Genomic DNA, 20589 nt, shown 5'->3' with positions numbered 1-20589 from the left:
TGATTATTCGTGGCGCTTTTGATTTTGCTGTCTGTTTATTTACTGACAAGCAGCGTAAACTCCGCGTCTTCATCTTCCAGTGATCGACCAGCATGCATAACTCCCCCGCAGTCTCCAGCGCGAAATCGTTTGACCTGACCTCGACGGCGTTTTTAATCGTTGCCTTTCTCACCGGTATTGCGGGCGCTCTGCAAACCCCGACACTCAGTATTTTCCTTACCGATGAAGTACATGCCCGTCCGGCGATGGTGGGATTCTTCTTTACCGGCAGCGCTGTCATTGGGATTCTGGTCAGTCAGTTTCTCGCCGGGCGCTCTGATAAGCGCGGCGATCGCAAATCGCTGATTGTCTTTTGCTGCCTGTTAGGCGTGCTGGCCTGCACCCTTTTTGCCTGGAATCGCAACTACTTTGTTTTGCTATTCGTTGGCGTCTTTCTTAGCAGCTTTGGCTCGACCGCTAACCCGCAAATGTTTGCCCTTGCACGTGAACATGCCGACAAAACCGGACGTGAGGCGGTGATGTTCAGCTCTTTTTTACGCGCTCAGGTTTCACTGGCATGGGTCATTGGCCCGCCGCTGGCTTATGCCTTAGCGATGGGTTTCAGCTTTACGGTAATGTATCTGAGCGCAGCGGTAGCGTTTATTGTTTGCGGCGTGATGGTGTGGCTGTTTTTACCGTCGATGCAAAAAGAGCTTCCGCTGGCGACCGGCACGGTTGAAGCGCCGCGCCGTAACCGTCGCGATACGCTTCTGCTGTTTGTCATTTGTACATTGATGTGGGGCTCGAACAGCCTGTACATCATCAACATGCCGCTATTTATTATCAACGAACTGCATCTTCCCGAGAAACTGGCCGGCGTGATGATGGGGACCGCCGCCGGGCTGGAAATCCCGACCATGTTGATTGCCGGATATTTTGCCAAACGTCTGGGTAAGCGTTTCTTAATGCGCGTTGCTGCCGTGGGTGGCGTCTGTTTTTACGCAGGAATGCTGATGGCGCATTCACCTGCCATTCTGTTGGGCTTGCAGCTGCTAAATGCTATTTTTATTGGCATTCTGGGCGGCATCGGGATGCTCTATTTTCAGGATTTGATGCCCGGTCAGGCAGGTTCAGCCACCACGCTCTATACCAACACGTCGCGCGTGGGCTGGATCATCGCAGGATCTGTGGCGGGCATCGTCGCCGAGATCTGGAATTATCACGCTGTGTTCTGGTTTGCGATGGTGATGATTATCGCCACTCTGTTTTGCTTACTGCGGATTAAAGATGTTTAAGGCGCGGTCAGCATTTCCAGATCGATAAGCCAGGTCATTGCCTGCTGACGCGAGTTACCGCACATTTCAGCGCTGGCTTGTAACCCTGCACAGACTTTCGGTCGTAGTGGCGAGGTGAAAATTTTACAGCGCTGATACTCATCTAGCTGAATGCAGGGCGTATTGGCGGGCTTGCCATCTGGCATACCGGGAATAGGGCTGGAGATTGAGGGGGCAGTGCAACACGCCCCGCAACCCGGACGGCATTCCATACGTTGTTCTCTTAAGGTTAACCACCGGATTGATGAGCGCGCACAGTACCACCTTTTTTGCACCAGCAAAAGTGCGAATACCACTTGCCCGAAAGGCCCGTCGCGAGTACTTTGTCGCGATATTTTTGACATTTTCGACTACAGGAATTCTTCGATGCCAAGAGCGAACGAAATTAAAAAGGGTATGGTACTGAATTACAACGGCAAACTGCTGCTGGTTAAGGACATTGATATTCAGTCGCCCACTGCCCGTGGTGCCGCTACGCTGTACAAAATGCGTTTTTCTGATGTCCGTACCGGGCTGAAAGTAGAAGAGCGTTTCAAAGGAGATGATATCGTTGACACCGTGACGCTGACCCGCCGTTACGTTGACTTCTCCTATGTCGATGGCAACGAATATGTCTTTATGGATAAAGAAGACTATACCCCGTATACCTTCACCAAAGATCAGATTGAAGAAGAGTTGCTGTTTATGCCTGAGGGCGGCATGCCGGACATGCAGGTGCTGACCTGGGACGGTCAACTGCTGGCACTTGAGCTGCCGCAGACCGTTGATCTGGAAATCGTTGAAACCGCACCAGGCATCAAAGGGGCATCTGCCAGCGCCCGTAACAAACCGGCGACATTGAGCACTGGTCTGGTGATTCAGGTACCAGAATACTTAAGCCCGGGCGAAAAAATTCGTATCCATATCGAAGAACGCCGTTATATGGGTCGTGCTGACTAACTTCAGCCGCATGCAGAAAAGGGATAGCTCAGGCTGTCCCTTTTTTAATTTATTATACCAATCTTCTATTTTGCGCTTCCTGAATATAGTTCTCCCGTAATATTCACCAGTTCATTGATCGCCCTCACACTTCATCGCATTAACAATCCAGACCAATTTCAATTTCTGTCATATAACTTTACACTGTCATTGTTAATCAATCGTTACTAAGACGTGACTCCTATGAATACAATCGCCTCCGCTACGCTCCCGCCTCAGGTACACGCTCCACGCTACGATCGCCAGCAGTTGCAATCACGTATCGTTCATTTTGGCTTCGGAGCCTTTCACCGCGCACATCAGGCGTTACTGACCGATCGTGTGCTGAATGCCCAGGGCGGCGACTGGGGGATCTGTGAGATCAGCTTGTTCAGCGGCGATCAACTGATGAGCCAGCTCCGCGCACAGAACCATTTATATACCGTGCTGGAGAAAGGTGCGGACGGCAATCAGGCGATAATTGTCGGTGCCGTTCACGAATGCCTGAATGCAAAACTGGATTCCTTAGCGGCAATTATTGAGAAATTTTGCGAGCCACAGGTGGCAATTGTTTCCCTGACGATTACCGAAAAAGGCTATTGTATTGACCCGGCCACCGGTGCACTCGACACCAGCAATCCGCGGATTATTCACGATCTTCAAAATCCTGAAGAACCTCACTCCGCGCCGGGTATTCTCGTCGAAGCACTGAAACGACGCCGTGAACGCGGCCTTGCACCGTTTACCGTACTCTCCTGCGACAATATTCCCGACAATGGCCATGTGGTGAAAAACGCGGTGCAGGGGATGGCGGAAAAACGTTCACCAGAACTCGCCGGGTGGATAAAAGAACACGTCAGTTTTCCGGGAACCATGGTCGACCGTATTGTTCCGGCAGCAACCGACGAATCACTGGCGGAAATCAGCCAACATCTGGGGGTGAATGATCCCTGCGCGATTAGCTGCGAACCGTTTATCCAGTGGGTGGTGGAAGATAACTTCGTTGCAGGGCGTCCAGCCTGGGAAGTCGCCGGTGTACAAATGGTGAATGATGTTCTGCCATGGGAAGAGATGAAACTGCGTATGCTTAATGGTAGCCACTCTTTTCTCGCTTATCTGGGTTACCTCTCAGGATTCGCGCACATCAGTGATTGCATGCAGGATCGTGCATTTCGCCATGCCGCCAGAGCATTAATGCTGGATGAGCAAGCGCCGACACTGCGAATTAAAGATGTCGATTTAACACAATATGCGGATAAGTTAATTGCACGTTTTGCTAACCCGGCGCTGAAACATAAGACCTGGCAAATCGCAATGGATGGTAGCCAGAAATTACCGCAACGTATGCTGGCAGGTATTCGCATACATCTGGGGCGCGAAACGGACTGGTCGTTGCTGGCATTAGGCGTTGCAGGCTGGATGTGTTACGTCAGCGGCGTTGATGATGCCGGAAATGCCATTGATGTTCGCGATCCGCTTAGCGATAAAATTTGCGAACTTGTTGCGGGCAGTAGCAGTGAACAACGCGTAACCGCCCTGCTTTCTCTGCGTGAAGTTTTCGGTGATGATCTGCCAGATAACCCGCATTTTGTGCAGGCTATCGAACAAGCCTGGCAGCAAATCGCACAATTCGGCGCGCATCAGGCGCTATTAAACACCCTCAAAATTTAACGATTTCTGCGGTTAAAGCGGATGAAGCTCGCCTTCGTCCGCTCTCCCCTTCTCTTTTCTGCCTTTTTTAGCCAGGATTAACGCTCAGTTAACTTTTAAGAGTATTGCGGAGCCGTTGTGACCAGGACCAACCTCATCACCGGTTTTCTCGGCAGCGGGAAAACTACGTCGATTCTTCATCTGTTAGCCCATAAAGATCCCAACGAAAAATGGGCGGTACTGGTTAATGAATTTGGGGAAGTCGGAATTGATGGTGCTTTGCTCGCCGATAGCGGCGCATTGTTGAAAGAGATCCCCGGCGGCTGTATGTGCTGCGTTAATGGTTTACCCATGCAGGTAGGGTTGAATACCTTACTGCGTCAGGGAAAACCAGACCGCTTGTTGATAGAGCCGACCGGGCTGGGCCATCCGAAACAGATCCTCGATCTCTTAACCGCGCCCGTGTATGAACCGTGGATAGATCTGCGCGCCACGTTGTGCATTCTCGATCCACGCCTGCTGCTGGACGAAAAAAGCGCCAGCAATGAAAACTTCCGTGACCAGCTGGCTGCCGCAGACATTATTGTCGCCAATAAATCCGACCGTGCGACGCCCGAAAGTGAGCAAGCGCTACAGCGCTGGTGGCAGCAAAATGGTGGCGATCGGCAATTAATTCACAGCGAGCATGGGAAAATTGACGGTCATCTTCTGGATTTGCCACGTCGCAATTTAGCCGAGTTGCCCGCCAGCGCGGCGCATTCTCATCAGCATAGAGTGAAAAAAGGGTTAGCAGCGTTAAGCCTGCCAGAGCATCAACGCTGGCGTCGCAGTCTGAACAGTGGACAAGGGCATCAGGCCTGTGGCTGGATATTCGACGCTGATACGGTATTCGACACCATTGGCATTCTGGAATGGGCGCGACTTGCACCGGTGGAACGCGTCAAAGGCGTGATGCGTATTCCCGAAGGGCTGGTGCGAATCAACCGTCAGGGCGATGACCTGCACATTGAAACGCAAAACGTTGCGCCACCGGACAGTCGTATTGAGCTGATTTCCAGCAGCGAAGCTGACTGGAATGCTTTGCAGAGCGCGCTGTTGAAGCTTCGTTTAGCGACTACCGCGTAAGGTTGCCTGCGTTTTTCAGTAAGATAATTAGAGAAAATATGATTAAAAATTTGCCGCAAATAGTGTTGTTGAATATTGTCGGCCTAGCGCTGTTTCTTTCCTGGTATATTCCCGTTAATCATGGATTCTGGTTGCCGATTGATGCGGATATTTTTTATTTTTTTAATCAGAAACTGGTCGAAAGTAAGGCCTTTTTGTGGCTGGTTGCATTGACCAACAATCGCGCTTTCGACGGTTGTTCACTGCTGGCGATGGGAATGTTGATGCTGAGTTTCTGGCTGAAAGAAAACGCCCCAGGCCGACGACGTATCGTGATTATTGGCCTCGTCATGCTATTAACTGCAGTGGTCTTAAACCAACTGGGACAGGCATTAATTCCTGTAAAACGGGCCAGCCCAACATTAACTTTTGCCAATATTAACCGCGTCAGCGAACTGCTCCCTATCCCCACGAAAGATGCCTCACGAGACAGCTTTCCCGGCGATCACGGCATGATGCTGCTTATTTTTTCGGCATTCATGTGGCGTTATTTCGGCAAAGTCGCAGGCCTTATCGCCCTTATTATTTTTGTGGTTTTTGCATTTCCCAGAGTAATGATTGGTGCACACTGGTTTACTGACATCATTGTTGGTTCGATGACCGTGATATTGATTGGTTTGCCCTGGATGTTGCTGACGCCATTAAGTGATCGATTAATCACCTTTTTTGACAAATCACTACCGGGAAAAAACAAACATTTCCAAAACAAATAACTCACGGTAATTAACATCATCAGGTTTATTTTTATAGTAAGGATATTCCTGATGATGTGCGCCTTTGCTTTCTTTCATCGAACACAAAAATCATTCCCTAAGTAAATGAATGGATTGTATGCGTTTCACTCAATCGTACTTTAATTGACCAATCCCGCTTATTAACTTTCTGTATCACTTTTTCTTATAAAAAATCATGTAAAACCACTCGCCAAGACCGCACCAATCGGGTAATCTCGAACTCGTTTTGCCTCGGCGGTAGATTATCCTCACAGCATATAATTTTGTGCGTTAGTCCACAGATTTGGCCTTAAGGAATTGTTTCAACATGCCCAGGTAATTAGTCTCGTGTCGCTTGGCATTTTTTTATAACGATATTTGTCGTTAAGGACTTCAAGGGAAAACAAACAACATGGTCAAATCTCAACCGATTTTGAGATATATCTTGCGCGGGATCCCCGCGATTGCAGTAGCGGTTCTGCTTTCTGCATGTAGTGCAAATAACACCGCAAAGAATATGCATCCTGAGACACGTGCAGTGGGTAGTGAAACATCATCACTGCAAGCTTCTCAGGATGAATTTGAAAACCTGGTTCGTAATGTCGACGTAAAATCGCGAATTATGGATCAGTATGCTGACTGGAAAGGCGTACGCTATCGTCTGGGCGGCAGCACTAAAAAAGGTATCGATTGTTCTGGTTTCGTACAGCGTACATTCCGTGAGCAATTTGGCTTAGAACTTCCGCGTTCGACTTACGAACAGCAGGAAATGGGTAAGTCTGTTTCGCGCAGTAATTTGCGTACGGGTGACTTAGTTCTGTTCCGCGCCGGTTCAACAGGACGCCATGTCGGTATTTATATCGGCAACAATCAGTTTGTCCATGCTTCCACCAGCAGTGGTGTTATTATTTCCAGCATGAATGAACCGTACTGGAAGAAGCGTTACAACGAAGCACGCCGGGTTCTCAGCCGCAGCTAATAAACCGTTTGGATGCAATCCCTTGGCTATCCTGACGAGTTAACTGAAAGCACTGCTTAGGCAGTGCTTTTTTGTTTTCATTCATCAGAGAAAATGATGTTTCCGCGTCTTGATCCAGGCTATAGTCCGGTCATTGTTATCTTTTAAATGTTGTCGTAATTTCAGGAAATTAACGGAATCATGTTCATACGCGCTCCCAATTCTGGACGTAAGCTCCTGCTTACCTGCATTGTTGCAGGCGTGATGATTGCGCTACTGGTGAGCTGCCTTCAGTTTTTAGTGGCCTGGCATAAGCACGAAGTCAAATACGATACACTGATTACCGACGTACAAAAGTATCTCGATACTTATTTTGCCGACCTGAAATCTACTACTGACCGGCTCCAGCCACTGACCTTAGATACCTGCCAGCAGGCTAACCCCGAACTGACTGCCCGCGCGGCGTTTAGCATGAATGTCCGTACGTTTGTGCTGGTAAAAGATAAAAAAACATTCTGTTCATCTGCGACTGGTGAGATGGACATTCCACTCAATGAATTGATTCCGGCGCTCGACATTAATAAAAACGTCGATATGGCGATCTTACCCGGCACGCCGATGGTGCCGAACAAACCCGCAATCGTCATCTGGTATCGCAACCCTTTGCTGAAAAATAGCGGCGTGTTTGCCGCTCTGAATCTCAACCTGACGCCTTCTCTCTTTTATAGTTCACGGCAGGAAGATTACGATGGCGTCGCCCTCATTATTGGCAATACTGCGCTATCTACCTTTTCGTCACGTTTGATGAATGTTAATGAATTAACCGACATGCCGGTCCGTGAAACTAAAATTGCGGGCATTCCTCTGACCGTTCGGCTTTATGCGGATGACTGGACATGGAACGATGTGTGGTATGCATTTTTACTGGGCGGCATGAGTGGAACAATGGTTGGACTTCTCTGCTATTACCTGATGAGCGTGCGTATGCGACCGGGCAGAGAAATCATGACCGCCATCAAGCGCGAACAATTTTACGTGGTATATCAACCGGTGGTTGATACACAAGCTCTGCGGGTAACGGGCCTGGAAGTACTACTACGCTGGCGGCATCCTGTAGCGGGAGAAATTCCCCCGGATGCCTTCATCAACTTTGCCGAATCGCAAAAGATGATTGTGCCGCTGACTCAGCATCTGTTTGAGTTGATTGCCCGTGATGCCGCAGAATTAGAAAAAGTACTGCCGGTAGGCGTCAAATTTGGCATTAACATTGCGCCGGACCATCTGCATAGCGAAAGCTTTAAAGCTGATATCCAAAAATTGCTCACTTCCCTGCCCGCACATCATTTCCAGATTGTGCTGGAAATTACCGAGCGCGATATGTTGAAAGAGCAAGAAGCCACGCAACTCTTCGCCTGGCTGCATTCAGTCGGCGTTGAAATTGCTATTGATGACTTTGGCACCGGGCACAGCGCGCTTATCTATCTTGAGCGTTTTACGCTCGATTATCTGAAAATTGATCGTGGATTTATCAACGCCATCGGTACGGAAACGATCACTTCACCCGTACTTGACGCGGTGCTGACGCTGGCGAAACGTCTCAATATGCTGACGGTTGCTGAAGGGGTTGAAACGCCGGAACAGGCGCGATGGCTAAGCGAACGCGGCGTTAATTTCATGCAAGGCTACTGGATCAGTCGCCCATTACCGCTGGACGATTTTGTCCGCTGGCTTAAGAAACCGTATACGCCGCAGTGGTAAGGCGTGCTTACGTCCCTTATTATTCATAGTGAAAGCATGCCGGTTTGCGGCTAATGATGAGTAAAAGGAAATCTGTTGCAGATGATTGTGCGCATACTGCTGCTGTTTATCGCTCTGTTCACCTTTGGTGCGCAGGCGCAGGCTATCAAGGAAAGCTATGCCTTTGCGGTACTGGGCGAACCCCGGTACGCGTTTAATTTCAACCATTTTGATTATGTGAACCCCGCCGCGCCAAAAGGTGGGCAGATAACGTTGTCAGCCCTCGGCACCTTCGATAATTTCAACCGCTATGCACTGCGCGGCAACCCAGGCGCACGCACCGAGCAGTTGTACGACACGCTATTTACTACTTCCGATGACGAGCCAGGCAGTTATTATCCGCTGATTGCCGAAAGTGCGCGCTATGCTGACGATTATTCCTGGGTGGAGGTCGCTATTAATCCGCGCGCCCGTTTTCATGATGGTTCTCCCATTACTGCCCGCGATGTAGAGTTTACTTTTCAAAAATTTATGACCGAAGGCGTGCCGCAATTTCGTCTGGTCTACAAAGGCACCACCGTCAAAGCCATTGCACCATTAACCGTGCGTATTGAGTTAGCGAAACCCGGCAAAGAAGATATGTTGAGTCTGTTTTCGCTGCCGGTATTTCCAGAAAAGTACTGGAAGAATCACAAACTTAGCGATCCGCTCGCCACGCCTCCGCTTGCCAGTGGTCCGTACCGAATTACGTCCTGGAAAATGGGGCAAAATATTGTCTATTCCCGCGTGAAAGATTACTGGGCAGCAAACTTACCGGTAAACCGTGGACGCTGGAATTTCGACACCATTCGCTACGATTACTACCTCGATGATAATGTCGCCTTTGAAGCGTTTAAAGCCGGTGCCTTTGATTTGCGTATGGAAAACGACGCCAAAAACTGGGCCACGCGCTATACCGGTAAAAATTTCGATAAGAAATACATCATCAAAGATGAGCAAAAGAACGAATCAGCCCAGGATACGCGCTGGCTGGCGTTTAATATCCAACGTCCGGTATTCAGCGATCGCCGGGTCCGGGAAGCGATCACTCTCGCCTTTGACTTTGAATGGATGAACAAGGCGTTGTTTTACAATGCCTGGAGTCGCACGAACAGTTATTTTCAGAATACCGAATACGCAGCCAGAAATTACCCCGACGCCGCGGAGCTGGTTCTTCTGGCACCAATGAAAAAAGATCTTCCGCCAGAAGTCTTCACACAAATCTACCAGCCGCCGGTATCGAAAGGCGATGGCTACGATCGTGACAACCTGTTAAAAGCCGACAAACTTCTCAATGAAGCGGGCTGGGTGCTGAAGGGTCAGCAACGCGTTAATGCCACAACGGGTCAGCCTCTCAGCTTTGAATTATTGCTTCCCGCAAGCAGCAATAGTCAGTGGGTATTACCGTTCCAGCACAGCCTGCAACGGCTGGGTATCAACATGGACATTCGCAAGGTGGATAACTCGCAAATCACCAATCGAATGCGCAGTCGCGACTATGACATGATGCCTCGCGTATGGCGGGCGATGCCGTGGCCCAGTTCCGATTTACAGATTTCCTGGTCATCGGAATATATCAACTCCACTTATAATGCCCCCGGCGTGCAAAGTCCGGTTATCGACTCGCTGATCAACCAAATTATTGCTGCGCAGGGAAATAAAGAAAAATTACTGCCGTTGGGGCGAGCACTGGATCGCGTATTAACGTGGAATTATTACATGCTGCCAATGTGGTATATGGCGGAAGACCGTCTTGCCTGGTGGGATAAATTCTCTCAACCCGCAGTGCGCCCTGTTTACAGCCTGGGTATCGATACCTGGTGGTATGACGTTAATAAAGCGACGAAACTGCCGTCAGCCAGACAACAGGGAGAGTAGATGGGCGCTTATCTGATTCGCCGTCTGTTGCTGGTGATCCCAACGTTATGGGCGATTATCACTATCAACTTTTTCATCGTGCAAATTGCGCCTGGCGGTCCGGTCGACCAGGCCATCGCCGCCATCGAGTTTGGTAATGCCGGAGTATTACCCGGCGCTGGCGGTGAAGGTGTTCGTGCCAGCCATGCACAAACGGGCGTCGGCAATATCAGCGACAGTAATTACCGTGGCGGACGCGGATTAGATCCAGAAGTGATCGCCGAGATCACTCATCGCTACGGTTTTGATAAGCCGATCCACGAACGTTACTTCAAAATGCTCTGGGACTACATTCGCTTTGATTTTGGCGACAGCTTGTTTCGCAGCGCTTCTGTGCTGACGCTGATTAAAGACAGTCTGCCTGTTTCCATCACCCTCGGATTGTGGAGCACGCTGATTATCTATCTGGTGTCGATTCCGCTGGGTATTCGCAAAGCTGTTTATAACGGCAGCCGCTTTGACGTCTGGAGTAGCGCATTTATCATCATCGGCTACGCCATTCCTGCCTTTTTGTTTGCCATCCTGCTGATTGTCTTCTTCGCGGGCGGCAGCTATTTCGACCTGTTCCCTCTGCGCGGCCTGGTTTCCGCTAACTTTGATTCGCTGCCGTGGTATCAGAAAATCACCGATTATCTGTGGCATATCACGCTGCCGGTGCTGGCGACGGTGATTGGCGGCTTTGCGGCGCTGACCATGCTGACAAAAAACTCATTCCTTGATGAAGTGCGCAAGCAATACGTGGTGACCGCCCGTGCGAAAGGGGTAAGTGAAAAAAATATTCTCTGGAAACATGTGTTCCGCAACGCCATGCTGCTGGTGATTGCCGGTTTTCCGGCGACGTTTATCAGCATGTTTTTTACCGGCTCGCTGCTGATTGAGGTGATGTTTTCACTCAATGGTCTTGGCTTACTGGGCTACGAAGCGACCGTCTCGCGCGATTATCCTGTAATGTTTGGTACCTTGTATATTTTCACCCTGATTGGCCTGCTGCTGAATATTGTCAGTGATATCAGCTATACGCTGGTCGATCCGCGTATAGATTTTGAGGGACGTTAATGTCGCGACTCAGCCCCGTCAATCAGGCCCGTTGGGCGCGTTTTCGTCATAACCGTCGCGGCTACTGGTCGTTATGGATTTTCCTCGTCTTATTTGGTTTGAGTTTGTGTTCTGAACTTATCGCCAACGATAAACCGTTGCTGGTACGTTATGACGGCAGTTGGTATTTCCCGTTGTTGAAAAACTACAGCGAAAGCGATTTTGGCGGCCCGCTGGCAAGCCAGGCTGATTATCAGGACCCGTGGCTGAAACAGCGGTTGGAAGATAAAGGCTGGGTACTGTGGGCACCGATTCGCTTTGGTGCTACCAGTATCAACTTTGCTACCGATAAGCCCTTCCCTTCTCCACCCTCCCGGCAAAACTGGCTGGGAACGGATGCCAATGGCGGCGATGTGCTGGCGCGCATTCTCTATGGCACGCGGATCTCAGTTCTGTTTGGCCTGATGCTGACCCTCTGCTCCAGCGTGATGGGCGTGTTGGCGGGGGCGCTACAAGGCTATTACGGCGGTAAAGTCGATCTCTGGGGGCAACGTTTTATTGAAGTATGGTCGGGGATGCCGACGCTGTTTTTGATTATTTTACTTTCCAGCGTCGTACAGCCTAACTTCTGGTGGCTGTTGGCAATTACCGTCTTGTTTGGCTGGATGAGTCTGGTCGGCGTGGTGCGGGCGGAGTTTTTACGTACCCGTAATTTCGACTACATCCGTGCGGCGCAGGCGCTTGGCGTCAGCGATCGCAGTATCATCCTGCGTCATATGTTGCCAAATGCCATGGTCGCTACCCTCACCTTTTTACCGTTTATTTTATGTAGTTCGATCACCACCCTGACCTCACTCGATTTCCTCGGCTTCGGTCTGCCGCTCGGTTCACCGTCACTCGGCGAACTGCTGTTACAAGGGAAAAATAACCTTCAGGCCCCGTGGCTTGGGATCACCGCCTTCTTGTCGGTGGCGATATTGTTGTCTTTGCTGATCTTTATTGGTGAAGCCGTCCGCGACGCATTTGATCCTAATAAGGCGGTGTAGCATGACGCAAACTCTGTTAGCGATTGAAAATTTGTCGGTGGGTTTTCGCCATCAGCAAACCGTACGCACAGTAGTCAATGATGTTTCACTACAGATTGCTGCTGGCGAAACGCTGGCGCTGGTGGGTGAGTCTGGTTCAGGTAAGAGCGTTACCGCGCTGTCAATTTTACGCCTGCTCCCTTCCCCGCCGGTTGAATATCTCTCCGGCGATATTCGTTTTCATGGCGAATCGCTGCTTCATGCCAGCGATCAAACGTTGCGCGGTGTACGCGGTAATAAGATCGCCATGATTTTTCAGGAGCCGATGGTGTCATTAAATCCATTGCATACCCTGGAAAAACAGCTTTATGAAGTGCTTTCACTCCACCGCGGAATGCGTCGGGAAGCGGCTCGTGGCGAAATTCTTAACTGCCTTGATCGCGTCGGTATCCGCCAGGCGGCAAAACGGCTGACAGATTATCCGCATCAGCTCTCCGGCGGCGAACGCCAGCGGGTGATGATTGCGATGGCGCTGTTAACGCGACCGGAATTATTAATTGCCGATGAACCGACCACCGCGCTGGACGTCTCTGTCCAGGCGCAGATTTTACAGCTGTTGCGCGAACTGCAAGGCGAGCTGAATATGGGCATGCTGTTTATTACTCATAACCTCAGTATTGTCAGAAAACTGGCTCACCGCGTGGCGGTAATGCAAAACGGTCGCTGTGTCGAGCAAAATAACGCTGCTACGCTATTTGCCTCACCCACTCATCCTTACACACAAAAGCTACTCAACAGTGAACCATCAGGCGACCCGGTCCCATTGCCAGAACCTGCCTCAACGTTGCTAGATGTTGAACAGCTTCAGGTTGCCTTCCCCATTCGCAAAGGGATTTTGAAGCGCATTGTGGATCATAATGTGGTGGTGAAAAACATCAGTTTTACGCTACGGGCGGGTGAAACACTGGGTTTAGTGGGCGAGTCCGGTTCCGGGAAAAGCACGACGGGACTAGCGCTGCTGCGACTGATTAACTCTCAGGGCAGCATCATTTTTGACGGTCAGCCATTGCAAAATTTAAACCGCCGTCAGCTATTACCTATTCGCCATCGCATTCAGGTGGTATTTCAGGATCCTAACTCCTCGCTCAACCCACGACTCAACGTTTTGCAAATTATCGAGGAAGGTTTACGGGTTCACCAGCCGATGCTTTCTGCCGTGCAACGCGAACAACAAGTGATAGCCGTGATGCATGAAGTGGGATTAGATCCTGAAACACGCCACCGTTATCCGGCGGAGTTCTCTGGTGGTCAGCGGCAACGTATTGCGATTGCCAGGGCGTTAATTCTTAAGCCCTCGCTGATCATTCTTGATGAACCAACATCATCGCTCGACAAAACGGTACAGGCGCAAATATTGACGCTATTGAAATCATTGCAACAAAAGCATCAATTGGCCTATTTGTTTATCAGCCACGATTTGCACGTTGTCCGCGCATTATGTCATCAGGTTATCGTACTGCGACAAGGGGAAGTAGTGGAACAAGGGCCGTGCGCGCGCGTGTTTGCCGCACCGCAGCAGGAGTATACGCGTCAGCTACTGGCGTTGAGCTGACGCTTAAAAAGGATTGTAGTTTGAGAAGGGTTCGGCAATTGCCACACCAAAATTTTTCAATCGGCATGTTGCAGCAAACTCGTCCTGGCGATTTACAAACAGGCACGGCTCACCTTCACACTCCAGTACCGAGCATGGAACTTCGATGTCGCTTAACGCCTGGCTTAGTTTGTACATCACCGACCATGCATTATCACCATCCGGGCTAAGCAATTTAAGCGCCACCAGGCTGTTGTCACCGCACGGTCCATTTTGCGGAATCGGTTCAACCTTCGAACCTGCGAAACCAGCAGACCAGCGATAGTTCTGCGGCAGTCGATGGACGATTGAGAGTTGTAATGAAGTCACTTATTTTCCCCGGAAGCACATTTACTTCACAATTTGTTTACATCAATTTTAACACATCATCAACAATCCGTCTTTATACAGATCGTAAAGATTGATGCCTCGCCAGCGTGGCCTCTATGGCTCTGATTTAAATAATATCTGCGGGCGTGGTCACGTTTGCGGGGCTATATGTACCCGTTTCTGCGATCTAACTCAACCTTTTTAACTACAATGATGTGACTTTTTACATAAATTGATTTTACATAAAATAAACATATATCGGGAGAATGATGGATTTGTGGTTGACATGCATCAACAAAGGAAGCCTTTTAGCTTCCTCGTTGTGCAATAGATCACCGTTTTTTCGGCCGACTGGCGTACAGACAGAAGAGAATGGAGCTGGTTGCGCAGAATGCAATTGACCAAATCATCGGCCATGCAGAGTTAAAGGTCGCAAGAGAAAGCAATGCGCCAACAATTGCCCCTATACCAAAACGGAAGGTGCCTGCCAGCGAAGATGCCGTTCCCGCCATATGGGGAAACTCATCAAGAATGACCGCCATCGCATTAGATGACACCATCGACACGCAGCCCACAAACGCCGCAACGCCAACTACCAGCGACCAGAATCCCAGCCCCAGCAGCGCACTGATGACCATCCACGCCGCCATAATAAACTGTATCCACAACCCCGAGCGGAACATATTTAACGCGCCAATACGGCGGACGAAGCGACTGTTAAAGATGGTCATCACGAACAGGAAAACAATGTTTAGCGCAAAGTAATAACCAAAGTTTTCCGGCGCGACGTGGTTAATTTCAATGTAGACAAACGGTCCGGCGCTCAGGAACGAGAACATTCCGGCAAAGCTGAAACCGCTGGCCAGCATATAACTCAGGACACGCTTATGACGAAACAGCGCCGCAAAGTTACCAATAGTGGTACGAATGTGAAAAGGCTGGCGACGCTCCGGTGGTAAGGTTTCTTTGATCAGAAAGAAGATCATTGCCGAAGCCAGAATCGCCGCTACGGCGAGGATCCAGAAGATGTAATGCCAGCTCAGCCACACCAGTACCCAGCCGCCAACTATCGGTGCCATCAGCGGTGCAATGGTCGTCACCAGCATGACAAACGACATCATCCGTGAGAACTCTTCCTTCGGGTAGATATCACGCATTAAAGCGTTGATAACCACGCTGGCCGCAGCCGCAGCCAGACCGTGGAAGAAACGCATCACAATCAGCTGATCGATGGTTTGTGCCAACGCACACGCCACCGCGGCGGCGGCAAACACCAGCGTACCGCCAAGAACCACCGGCTTACGCCCGAAACTGTCTGCCATCGGCCCGTAGATTAACTGCCCCAACGCAAAGCCCAGAATATAAGTACTGAGGGTCATCTGCGTACTGCCCGCAGGTACGCCAAATTGCGCTGAAATTACCGGTAGCGCGGGCAGATACATATCAATCGACAGCGGCATCAACATGGCCAGCAGGCCAAGGATAAAAACAATAGCAAACGACGAATGCTGTCGGGTGGTCACAACGGGCTCCTGAAAGTCATTAAAAAGTTAGACGACGCTGGCAATTTCTTCTTCAGTTAACGGACGATATTCACCGGGGGCTAAATCAGCATCCAGCGTAATGCCGCCAATACGTTCACGATGCAGCTCAACCACGTGGTTACCCACGGCGGCGAACATGCGTTTCACCTGATGATAACGCCCTTCGCTGATGGTCAGACGAACCTGCGTTGGGGTAATCACTTCCAGCATCGCCGGCTTAGTGAGATCTTTTTCGTTATGCAGCTGCACGCCTTTAGCAAATTGCTCTGCCGTATCGTCAGCTACGGGTGATTCCAGCGTCACCAGATAGGTCTTCTCGCAATGATGGCGCGGTGAAGTAATGCGATGCGACCACTGGCCATCATCAGTCATCAGCACCAGACCGGTGGTATCGATATCCAGACGCCCTGCGGCGTGCAGTTTCCACGCTACCGGTTCATCCAGAAAATAGAGCACCGTTGGGTGATCCGGGTCGTCCGTGGAGCAAACATAGCCCTGAGGCTTATTGAGCATGAAGTAACGTGGACCGTGTTGCTGCGCCAGCGGGTTGCCATCGTAAGCGACATCATGTTCAGGGAGCAGTTTGAACGCTGCATTACGGACGATTTCGCCATCGACGGTGACACGATTGCCGCGGATTTCACGCCCGGCAATAGCACGGCTAACGCCGAGTTGCTGTGCGATAAATTTATCAAGTCGCATGTGTGTGATTTTGCCTGTAAAAACGGAGGTCGGGCATTGACCCGAAAATCTGAACTGTTGTCTGCCCAGTATAGCGGTCTAATAACATCCCTCAAGGGAAAAAGATCCATGGCATACTATTAGCAGAATAATCTACCTACGCGAGACCATGATTTTTACACTCCGTCCATATCAGCAAGAAGCCGTGGATGCCACGCTCAACCATTTTCGTCGTCATAAAACCCCTGCCGTTATCGTGCTGCCCACCGGTGCCGGTAAAAGCCTGGTGATAGCGGAACTGGCGCGGCTGGCGCGTGGTCGTGTGCTGGTGCTGGCACACGTTAAAGAGCTGGTGGCGCAAAACCATGCAAAATATCAGGCACTGGGACTGGAAGCCGATATCTTTGCCGCTGGGCTAAAGCGTAAAGAGAGCCACGGTAAAGTAGTATTTGGCAGCGTGCAATCGGTCGCCCGTAACCTTGATGCCTTTCAGGGTGAATTTTCACTGTTGATTGTTGATGAATGCCATCGTATTGGTGACGATGAAGAGAGCCAGTATCAGCAAATCCTCACTCACCTGACAAAAGTGAATCCCCGCTTACGCCTGTTAGGGCTGACTGCCACGCCTTTTCGGTTGGGCAAAGGCTGGATTTATCAGTTTCATTATCACGGCATGGTACGCGGCGATGAGAAAGCCCTTTTCCGCGACTGTATTTATGAGCTGCCGCTGCGTTATATGATTAAACACGGCTATCTGACGCCACCAGAACGACTGGATATGCCAGTAGTGCAATACGATTTCAGCCGATTGCAGGCACAGAGTAACGGGCTGTTCAGCGAAGCCGATCTCAACCACGAGCTGAAAAAACAGCAACGTATTACCCCGCACATCATCAGCCAGATTATGGAGTTCGCCGCAACGCGCAAAGGGGTGATGATTTTTGCTGCGACAATCGAACACGCAAAAGAGATTGTCGGCTTGCTGCCCGCTGAGGATGCAGCACTTATTACCGGCGACACGCCAGGCGCTGAACGCGATGTATTAATTGAAGATTTTAAAGCCCAGCGTTTTCGCTACCTGGTCAACGTCGCGGTACTGACCACCGGATTTGACGCCCCGCACGTCGATCTTATTGCTATTCTGCGCCCTACCGAATCGGTGAGTCTTTACCAACAAATTGTCGGGCGCGGTCTGCGTCTGGCTCCAGGCAAGACTGATTGCTTAATTCTTGATTATGCGGGTAATCCTCACGATCTCTACGCGCCGGAGGTCGGTACACCGAAAGGCAAAAGTGACAACGTTCCGGTACAGGTTTTCTGCCCTGCCTGCGGTTTTGCCAACACCTTTTGGGGGAAAACGACCGCTGACGGGACATTGATTGAACACTTTGGTCGTCGTTGTCAGGGATGGTTCGAAGATGATGACGGACATCGCGAACAGTGTGACTTCCGCTTCCGTTTTAAGAATTGCCCACAATGTAACGCAGAAAATGATATAGCCGCCCGCCGCTGCCGCGAATGTGACACCATTCTGGTTGATCCGGATGATATGTTAAAAGCGGCGCTACGACTGAAAGACGCGCTGGTATTACGCTGTAGCGGTATGTCTTTGCAACATGGTCACGACGAGAAAGGCGAATGGCTGAGAATCACCTATTACGATGAAGACGGCGCGGATGTGAGTGAGCGTTTCCGTCTGCAAACGCCCGCTCAGCGTACCGCCTTCGAGCAGCTTTTTATCCGCCCGCATACACGTACGCCGGGCATCCCTCTGCGCTGGATCACCGCTGCCGATATCCTCGCCCAACAAGCGTTGCTGCGCCATCCGGATTTCGTCGTCGCACGAATGAAAGGCCAGTACTGGCAAGTGCGTGAAAAAGTGTTTGATTACGAAGGTCGTTTTCGTCGGGCACACGAATTACGCGGTTAATGGTAGTTTTAATTGATGTGCAAGGCGATTGAGTATAGAATCTCGCCCGCTTTTGCATATGCAAAGCAGATCACTTACCTGTTGCTGGGTCGCCTGTAGCAGGATTAATTTAAGAGAGAAAGAAATGTTTACTATCAACGCAGAAGTACGTAACGAGCAGGGTAAGGGTGCGAGCCGCCGCCTGCGTACCGCTAACAAATTCCCGGCAATCATCTACGGTGGCAACGAAGCGCCGCTGGCTGTTGCTCTGGATCACGACAAAGTCATGAACATGCAAGTTAAAGCTGAATTCTACAGCGAAGTTCTGACCATCGTTGTTGACGGTAAAGAAATCAAAGTTAAAGCTCAGGACGTACAGCGTCACCCGTACAAACCTAAGCTGCTGCACATCGACTTCGTTCGCGCTTAATCGCTGAATAAGTTGTAAAAAAAACCCCGCTCCGGCGGGGTTTTTTGTATCTGCAAATTATGCCTGATTACGGTATTGCTATTTTTTGTAGGCCAGATAAGGCGTTCACGCCGCATCTGGCATTCATAACACCAAACCGATTAATTGCCGCCAGACGTCCGGCGCTGCAATTGATCGCGCAAGTTCGGCGGCGTGCCTTTAATGGTCAGGGTATCGGTCGCCGGGTCCCAGAAAATGCGCTCACCTAACAGCATCGCATCAAAGTTAATGGTCAAGCCACCACCGCTACCGGCAAACTTCGTCAACTGACGCAACGTGCTACGGTCTGCCGGGAAGCTCTCTTCAAGTTCGTAGCCTTTTTCAGCCGCAAATTCCGTGAAGCTCACTTCGCTGACGCCCGCCAGCTCTTTCGACAGCGATTCAAGCTCGATCTCTTCACCCGCCTGCAATTGCTCATTACAGTAGCTGTAGACCTGCTGACGCACGTTCTGCCGTTCTGCTTTATCCAGTTGTGCTTCGGCAGTGAAATCATCAACCGCCTGCAATAATCCGCGGTTTTGCGCTTTCGCGTTCAACCCTTCGCTGGCACCGAGGAAGTCCATGAAGAAATCGGCCACTTTGCGCCCGACTCGCCCTTTCAGGAAAGTGAGATACCGGGTCGACTCTGGATTGGTTTCCCATTCGGTTAAATCGATACGCGCAACAATATCCGCATGATTGATATCAAGATAATGGGTCGGGTTGATGTCGAGATTTTCGTTAACGCGCATACTGCTCAGGTTGCTCAGAACCGCCACCAGCAGATATTCGACAGCTAAATAACGGTAGTGACAAAACAGCACGAAGCCACCGTCAGCAAAAGGATATTTCGCTAATTCGTCACGCAGGCGACCGGTTGCCGCGCGGCTAAAGGCCAGAAAGTCCTCTTCGCCCTGACGCTGTAAGCGTAGCGTCTGCGCCAGTTCACTCTCTTCGCTGAACAAGCCGTATGCTTTATTTTTGGCGCTATAGACCCGATGCAGTTCTGCCACCATCTCAACGACGGTTTCTGTCGGTTCCAGCAATGAATCGCGCAACACCAGCTCAAGGTTCTGCTCATCACGCTTGATAAGCTGGTGCAGAGCAATCTGGTTGATATCCAGACTCATGATAAACTCTCCTTTAAGACCGGCCGGTATTCAACCACCGCCGGTAAAGCGACGCAATAAAAGATGGCGGTCATTTTACAGAAGGCGGCGTAACGAGAATGATTTAAAGCATAAAAAAGCAGAAAAAAAACCGTTGCTACGGTAATATGTTGCCCTTTCATCAACTAACTGATTTCGATTTATGCCACAAATTTCCCGCTACAGTGATGAACAGGTTGAACAATTGCTCGCAGAGCTGCTCAACGTACTGGAAAAACATAAGGCTCCGACCGACCTTTCCCTGATGGTGTTAGGCAACATGGTCACTAACCTTATCAACACCAGCATTGCCCCGGCCCAACGCCAGGCAATTGCCAACTCTTTTGCCCGCGCCTTACAGTCCTCTATCAACGAAGACAAAGCGCACTAA

19 protein-coding genes are annotated in these 20589 nt (G+C 50.3%); 14 read left to right on the top strand and 5 right to left on the bottom strand.

The genetic code is table 11. The features are described 5' to 3' along the window. The first annotated feature begins 92 nt into the window (after positions 1-92). Positions 93-1274 (top strand): sugar efflux transporter SetB, encoded by a 1182-nt coding sequence (gene setB, locus ATB02_RS11205; protein ID WP_000551973.1) that lies wholly within the window; start codon positions 93-95, stop codon positions 1272-1274. Here setB and ATB02_RS11200 read toward each other — a convergent pair. After that, the gene (locus ATB02_RS11200) at positions 1271-1525 is read right to left on the bottom strand and encodes a YkgJ family cysteine cluster protein (protein WP_001354771.1); all 255 of its coding nucleotides are present in this window, start codon (positions 1523-1525) and stop codon (positions 1271-1273) included. The two genes, setB and ATB02_RS11200, sit on opposite strands and share 4 nt — an antisense overlap. A 154-nt stretch (positions 1526-1679) precedes the next feature. Here ATB02_RS11200 and yeiP point away from each other — a divergent pair, with 154 nt between their 5' ends. The 10 genes from yeiP (at position 1680) to yejF (ending at position 14120) form a co-directional block, all read left to right on the top strand. Beyond that, positions 1680-2252, top strand: coding sequence for an elongation factor P-like protein YeiP (gene yeiP / locus ATB02_RS11195; RefSeq protein WP_001136827.1), 573 nt, complete (start codon positions 1680-1682; stop codon positions 2250-2252). Between the two features lie 222 nt (positions 2253-2474). Continuing rightward, the gene (locus ATB02_RS11190) at positions 2475-3941 is read left to right on the top strand and encodes a mannitol dehydrogenase family protein (RefSeq protein ID WP_105271578.1); all 1467 of its coding nucleotides are present in this window, start codon (positions 2475-2477) and stop codon (positions 3939-3941) included. A 117-nt stretch (positions 3942-4058) separates the two neighbouring features. Continuing rightward, positions 4059-5045, top strand: a complete 987-nt coding sequence (gene yeiR, locus ATB02_RS11185) for a zinc-binding GTPase YeiR (RefSeq protein ID WP_105271577.1) — start codon at positions 4059-4061, stop codon at positions 5043-5045. A gap of 38 nt (positions 5046-5083) precedes the next feature. Then, complete coding sequence (lpxT, locus tag ATB02_RS11180; RefSeq protein WP_001354773.1) at positions 5084-5797, top strand: Kdo(2)-lipid A phosphotransferase; 714 nt, start codon at positions 5084-5086, stop codon at positions 5795-5797. 412 nt (positions 5798-6209) lie between these two features. Beyond that, entirely contained in the window at positions 6210-6776 is a 567-nt protein-coding gene (gene mepS, locus ATB02_RS11175) for a bifunctional murein DD-endopeptidase/murein LD-carboxypeptidase (RefSeq protein ID WP_000241011.1), read from the top strand. A gap of 180 nt (positions 6777-6956) precedes the next feature. Continuing rightward, positions 6957-8513 (top strand): cyclic di-GMP phosphodiesterase, encoded by a 1557-nt coding sequence (locus ATB02_RS11170; protein ID WP_105271576.1) that lies wholly within the window; start codon positions 6957-6959, stop codon positions 8511-8513. Positions 8514-8594: 81 nt separating this feature from the next. Further along, positions 8595-10409 carry an extracellular solute-binding protein gene (locus ATB02_RS11165; RefSeq protein ID WP_024211944.1) on the top strand — a complete coding sequence of 605 codons (1815 nt, stop codon included), beginning with the start codon at positions 8595-8597 and terminating at the stop codon, positions 10407-10409. After that, entirely contained in the window at positions 10410-11504 is a 1095-nt protein-coding gene (locus tag ATB02_RS11160; RefSeq protein ID WP_000501604.1) for a microcin C ABC transporter permease YejB, read from the top strand. Continuing rightward, entirely contained in the window at positions 11504-12529 is a 1026-nt protein-coding gene (locus ATB02_RS11155; protein ID WP_000088899.1) for an ABC transporter permease, read from the top strand. The genes ATB02_RS11160 and ATB02_RS11155 overlap by 1 nt, the downstream gene beginning before the upstream one ends. A 1-nt stretch (position 12530) precedes the next feature. Next, a complete protein-coding gene (yejF, locus tag ATB02_RS11150; RefSeq protein ID WP_032184627.1) occupies positions 12531-14120 on the top strand; it encodes a microcin C ABC transporter ATP-binding protein YejF in 1590 nt (529 codons plus the stop codon). A gap of 3 nt (positions 14121-14123) precedes the next feature. Here yejF and ATB02_RS11145 read toward each other — a convergent pair whose 3' ends face one another. The 3 genes from ATB02_RS11145 to rsuA form a co-directional block, all read right to left on the bottom strand. Beyond that, positions 14124-14468, bottom strand: coding sequence for a YejG family protein (locus tag ATB02_RS11145; protein WP_000202798.1), 345 nt, complete (start codon positions 14466-14468; stop codon positions 14124-14126). A 332-nt stretch (positions 14469-14800) separates the two neighbouring features. Next, complete coding sequence (gene bcr, locus ATB02_RS11135; protein ID WP_000213385.1) at positions 14801-15991, bottom strand: multidrug efflux MFS transporter Bcr; 1191 nt, start codon at positions 15989-15991, stop codon at positions 14801-14803. Positions 15992-16018: 27 nt separating this feature from the next. After that, positions 16019-16714, bottom strand: a complete 696-nt coding sequence (gene rsuA, locus ATB02_RS11130; RefSeq protein ID WP_001353088.1) for a 16S rRNA pseudouridine(516) synthase RsuA — start codon at positions 16712-16714, stop codon at positions 16019-16021. Between the two features lie 148 nt (positions 16715-16862). Here rsuA and ATB02_RS11120 point away from each other — a divergent pair, with 148 nt between their 5' ends. Together ATB02_RS11120 and rplY are read left to right on the top strand one after the other, a co-directional pair. Further along, positions 16863-18623, top strand: a complete 1761-nt coding sequence (locus ATB02_RS11120) for a DEAD/DEAH box helicase (protein ID WP_105271575.1) — start codon at positions 16863-16865, stop codon at positions 18621-18623. Between the two features lie 124 nt (positions 18624-18747). Next, complete coding sequence (gene rplY, locus ATB02_RS11115) at positions 18748-19032, top strand: 50S ribosomal protein L25 (protein WP_000494197.1); 285 nt, start codon at positions 18748-18750, stop codon at positions 19030-19032. A gap of 140 nt (positions 19033-19172) precedes the next feature. On the opposite strand, the gene yejK is transcribed toward rplY, so the two are convergent. After that, positions 19173-20180, bottom strand: coding sequence for a nucleoid-associated protein YejK (gene yejK, locus ATB02_RS11110; RefSeq protein WP_000050789.1), 1008 nt, complete (start codon positions 20178-20180; stop codon positions 19173-19175). Between the two features lie 181 nt (positions 20181-20361). Between yejK and ATB02_RS11105 the strand changes: the two genes are divergently transcribed. Continuing rightward, positions 20362-20589 (top strand): YejL family protein, encoded by a 228-nt coding sequence (locus tag ATB02_RS11105; protein WP_001135667.1) that lies wholly within the window; start codon positions 20362-20364, stop codon positions 20587-20589.

It is taken from the genome of Escherichia sp. MOD1-EC5189 (assembly GCF_002966045.1).
Classification (GTDB): domain Bacteria; phylum Pseudomonadota; class Gammaproteobacteria; order Enterobacterales; family Enterobacteriaceae; genus Escherichia; species Escherichia coli_F.
The sequence above is the reverse complement of the archived record's forward strand: the minus strand, read 5'-3'. Positions and strand labels throughout refer to the sequence as shown.

Coding starts and splice junctions, on each gene's coding strand:
- lpxT (WP_001354773.1), top strand. CDS start 5,084: ATGATTAAAAATTTGCCGCAAATAGTGTTGTTGAATATTGTCGGCCTA.
- ATB02_RS11190 (WP_105271578.1), top strand. CDS start 2,475: ATGAATACAATCGCCTCCGCTACGCTCCCGCCTCAGGTACACGCTCCA.
- ATB02_RS11160 (WP_000501604.1), top strand. CDS start 10,410: ATGGGCGCTTATCTGATTCGCCGTCTGTTGCTGGTGATCCCAACGTTA.
- rsuA (WP_001353088.1), bottom strand. CDS start 16,714: ATGCGACTTGATAAATTTATCGCACAGCAACTCGGCGTTAGCCGTGCT.
- mepS (WP_000241011.1), top strand. CDS start 6,210: ATGGTCAAATCTCAACCGATTTTGAGATATATCTTGCGCGGGATCCCC.
- yejK (WP_000050789.1), bottom strand. CDS start 20,180: ATGAGTCTGGATATCAACCAGATTGCTCTGCACCAGCTTATCAAGCGT.
- ATB02_RS11200 (WP_001354771.1), bottom strand. CDS start 1,525: ATGGAATGCCGTCCGGGTTGCGGGGCGTGTTGCACTGCCCCCTCAATC.
- setB (WP_000551973.1), top strand. CDS start 93: ATGCATAACTCCCCCGCAGTCTCCAGCGCGAAATCGTTTGACCTGACC.
- ATB02_RS11105 (WP_001135667.1), top strand. CDS start 20,362: ATGCCACAAATTTCCCGCTACAGTGATGAACAGGTTGAACAATTGCTC.
- ATB02_RS11120 (WP_105271575.1), top strand. CDS start 16,863: ATGATTTTTACACTCCGTCCATATCAGCAAGAAGCCGTGGATGCCACG.
- rplY (WP_000494197.1), top strand. CDS start 18,748: ATGTTTACTATCAACGCAGAAGTACGTAACGAGCAGGGTAAGGGTGCG.
- ATB02_RS11170 (WP_105271576.1), top strand. CDS start 6,957: ATGTTCATACGCGCTCCCAATTCTGGACGTAAGCTCCTGCTTACCTGC.
- yeiP (WP_001136827.1), top strand. CDS start 1,680: ATGCCAAGAGCGAACGAAATTAAAAAGGGTATGGTACTGAATTACAAC.
- ATB02_RS11155 (WP_000088899.1), top strand. CDS start 11,504: ATGTCGCGACTCAGCCCCGTCAATCAGGCCCGTTGGGCGCGTTTTCGT.
- ATB02_RS11165 (WP_024211944.1), top strand. CDS start 8,595: ATGATTGTGCGCATACTGCTGCTGTTTATCGCTCTGTTCACCTTTGGT.
- yejF (WP_032184627.1), top strand. CDS start 12,531: ATGACGCAAACTCTGTTAGCGATTGAAAATTTGTCGGTGGGTTTTCGC.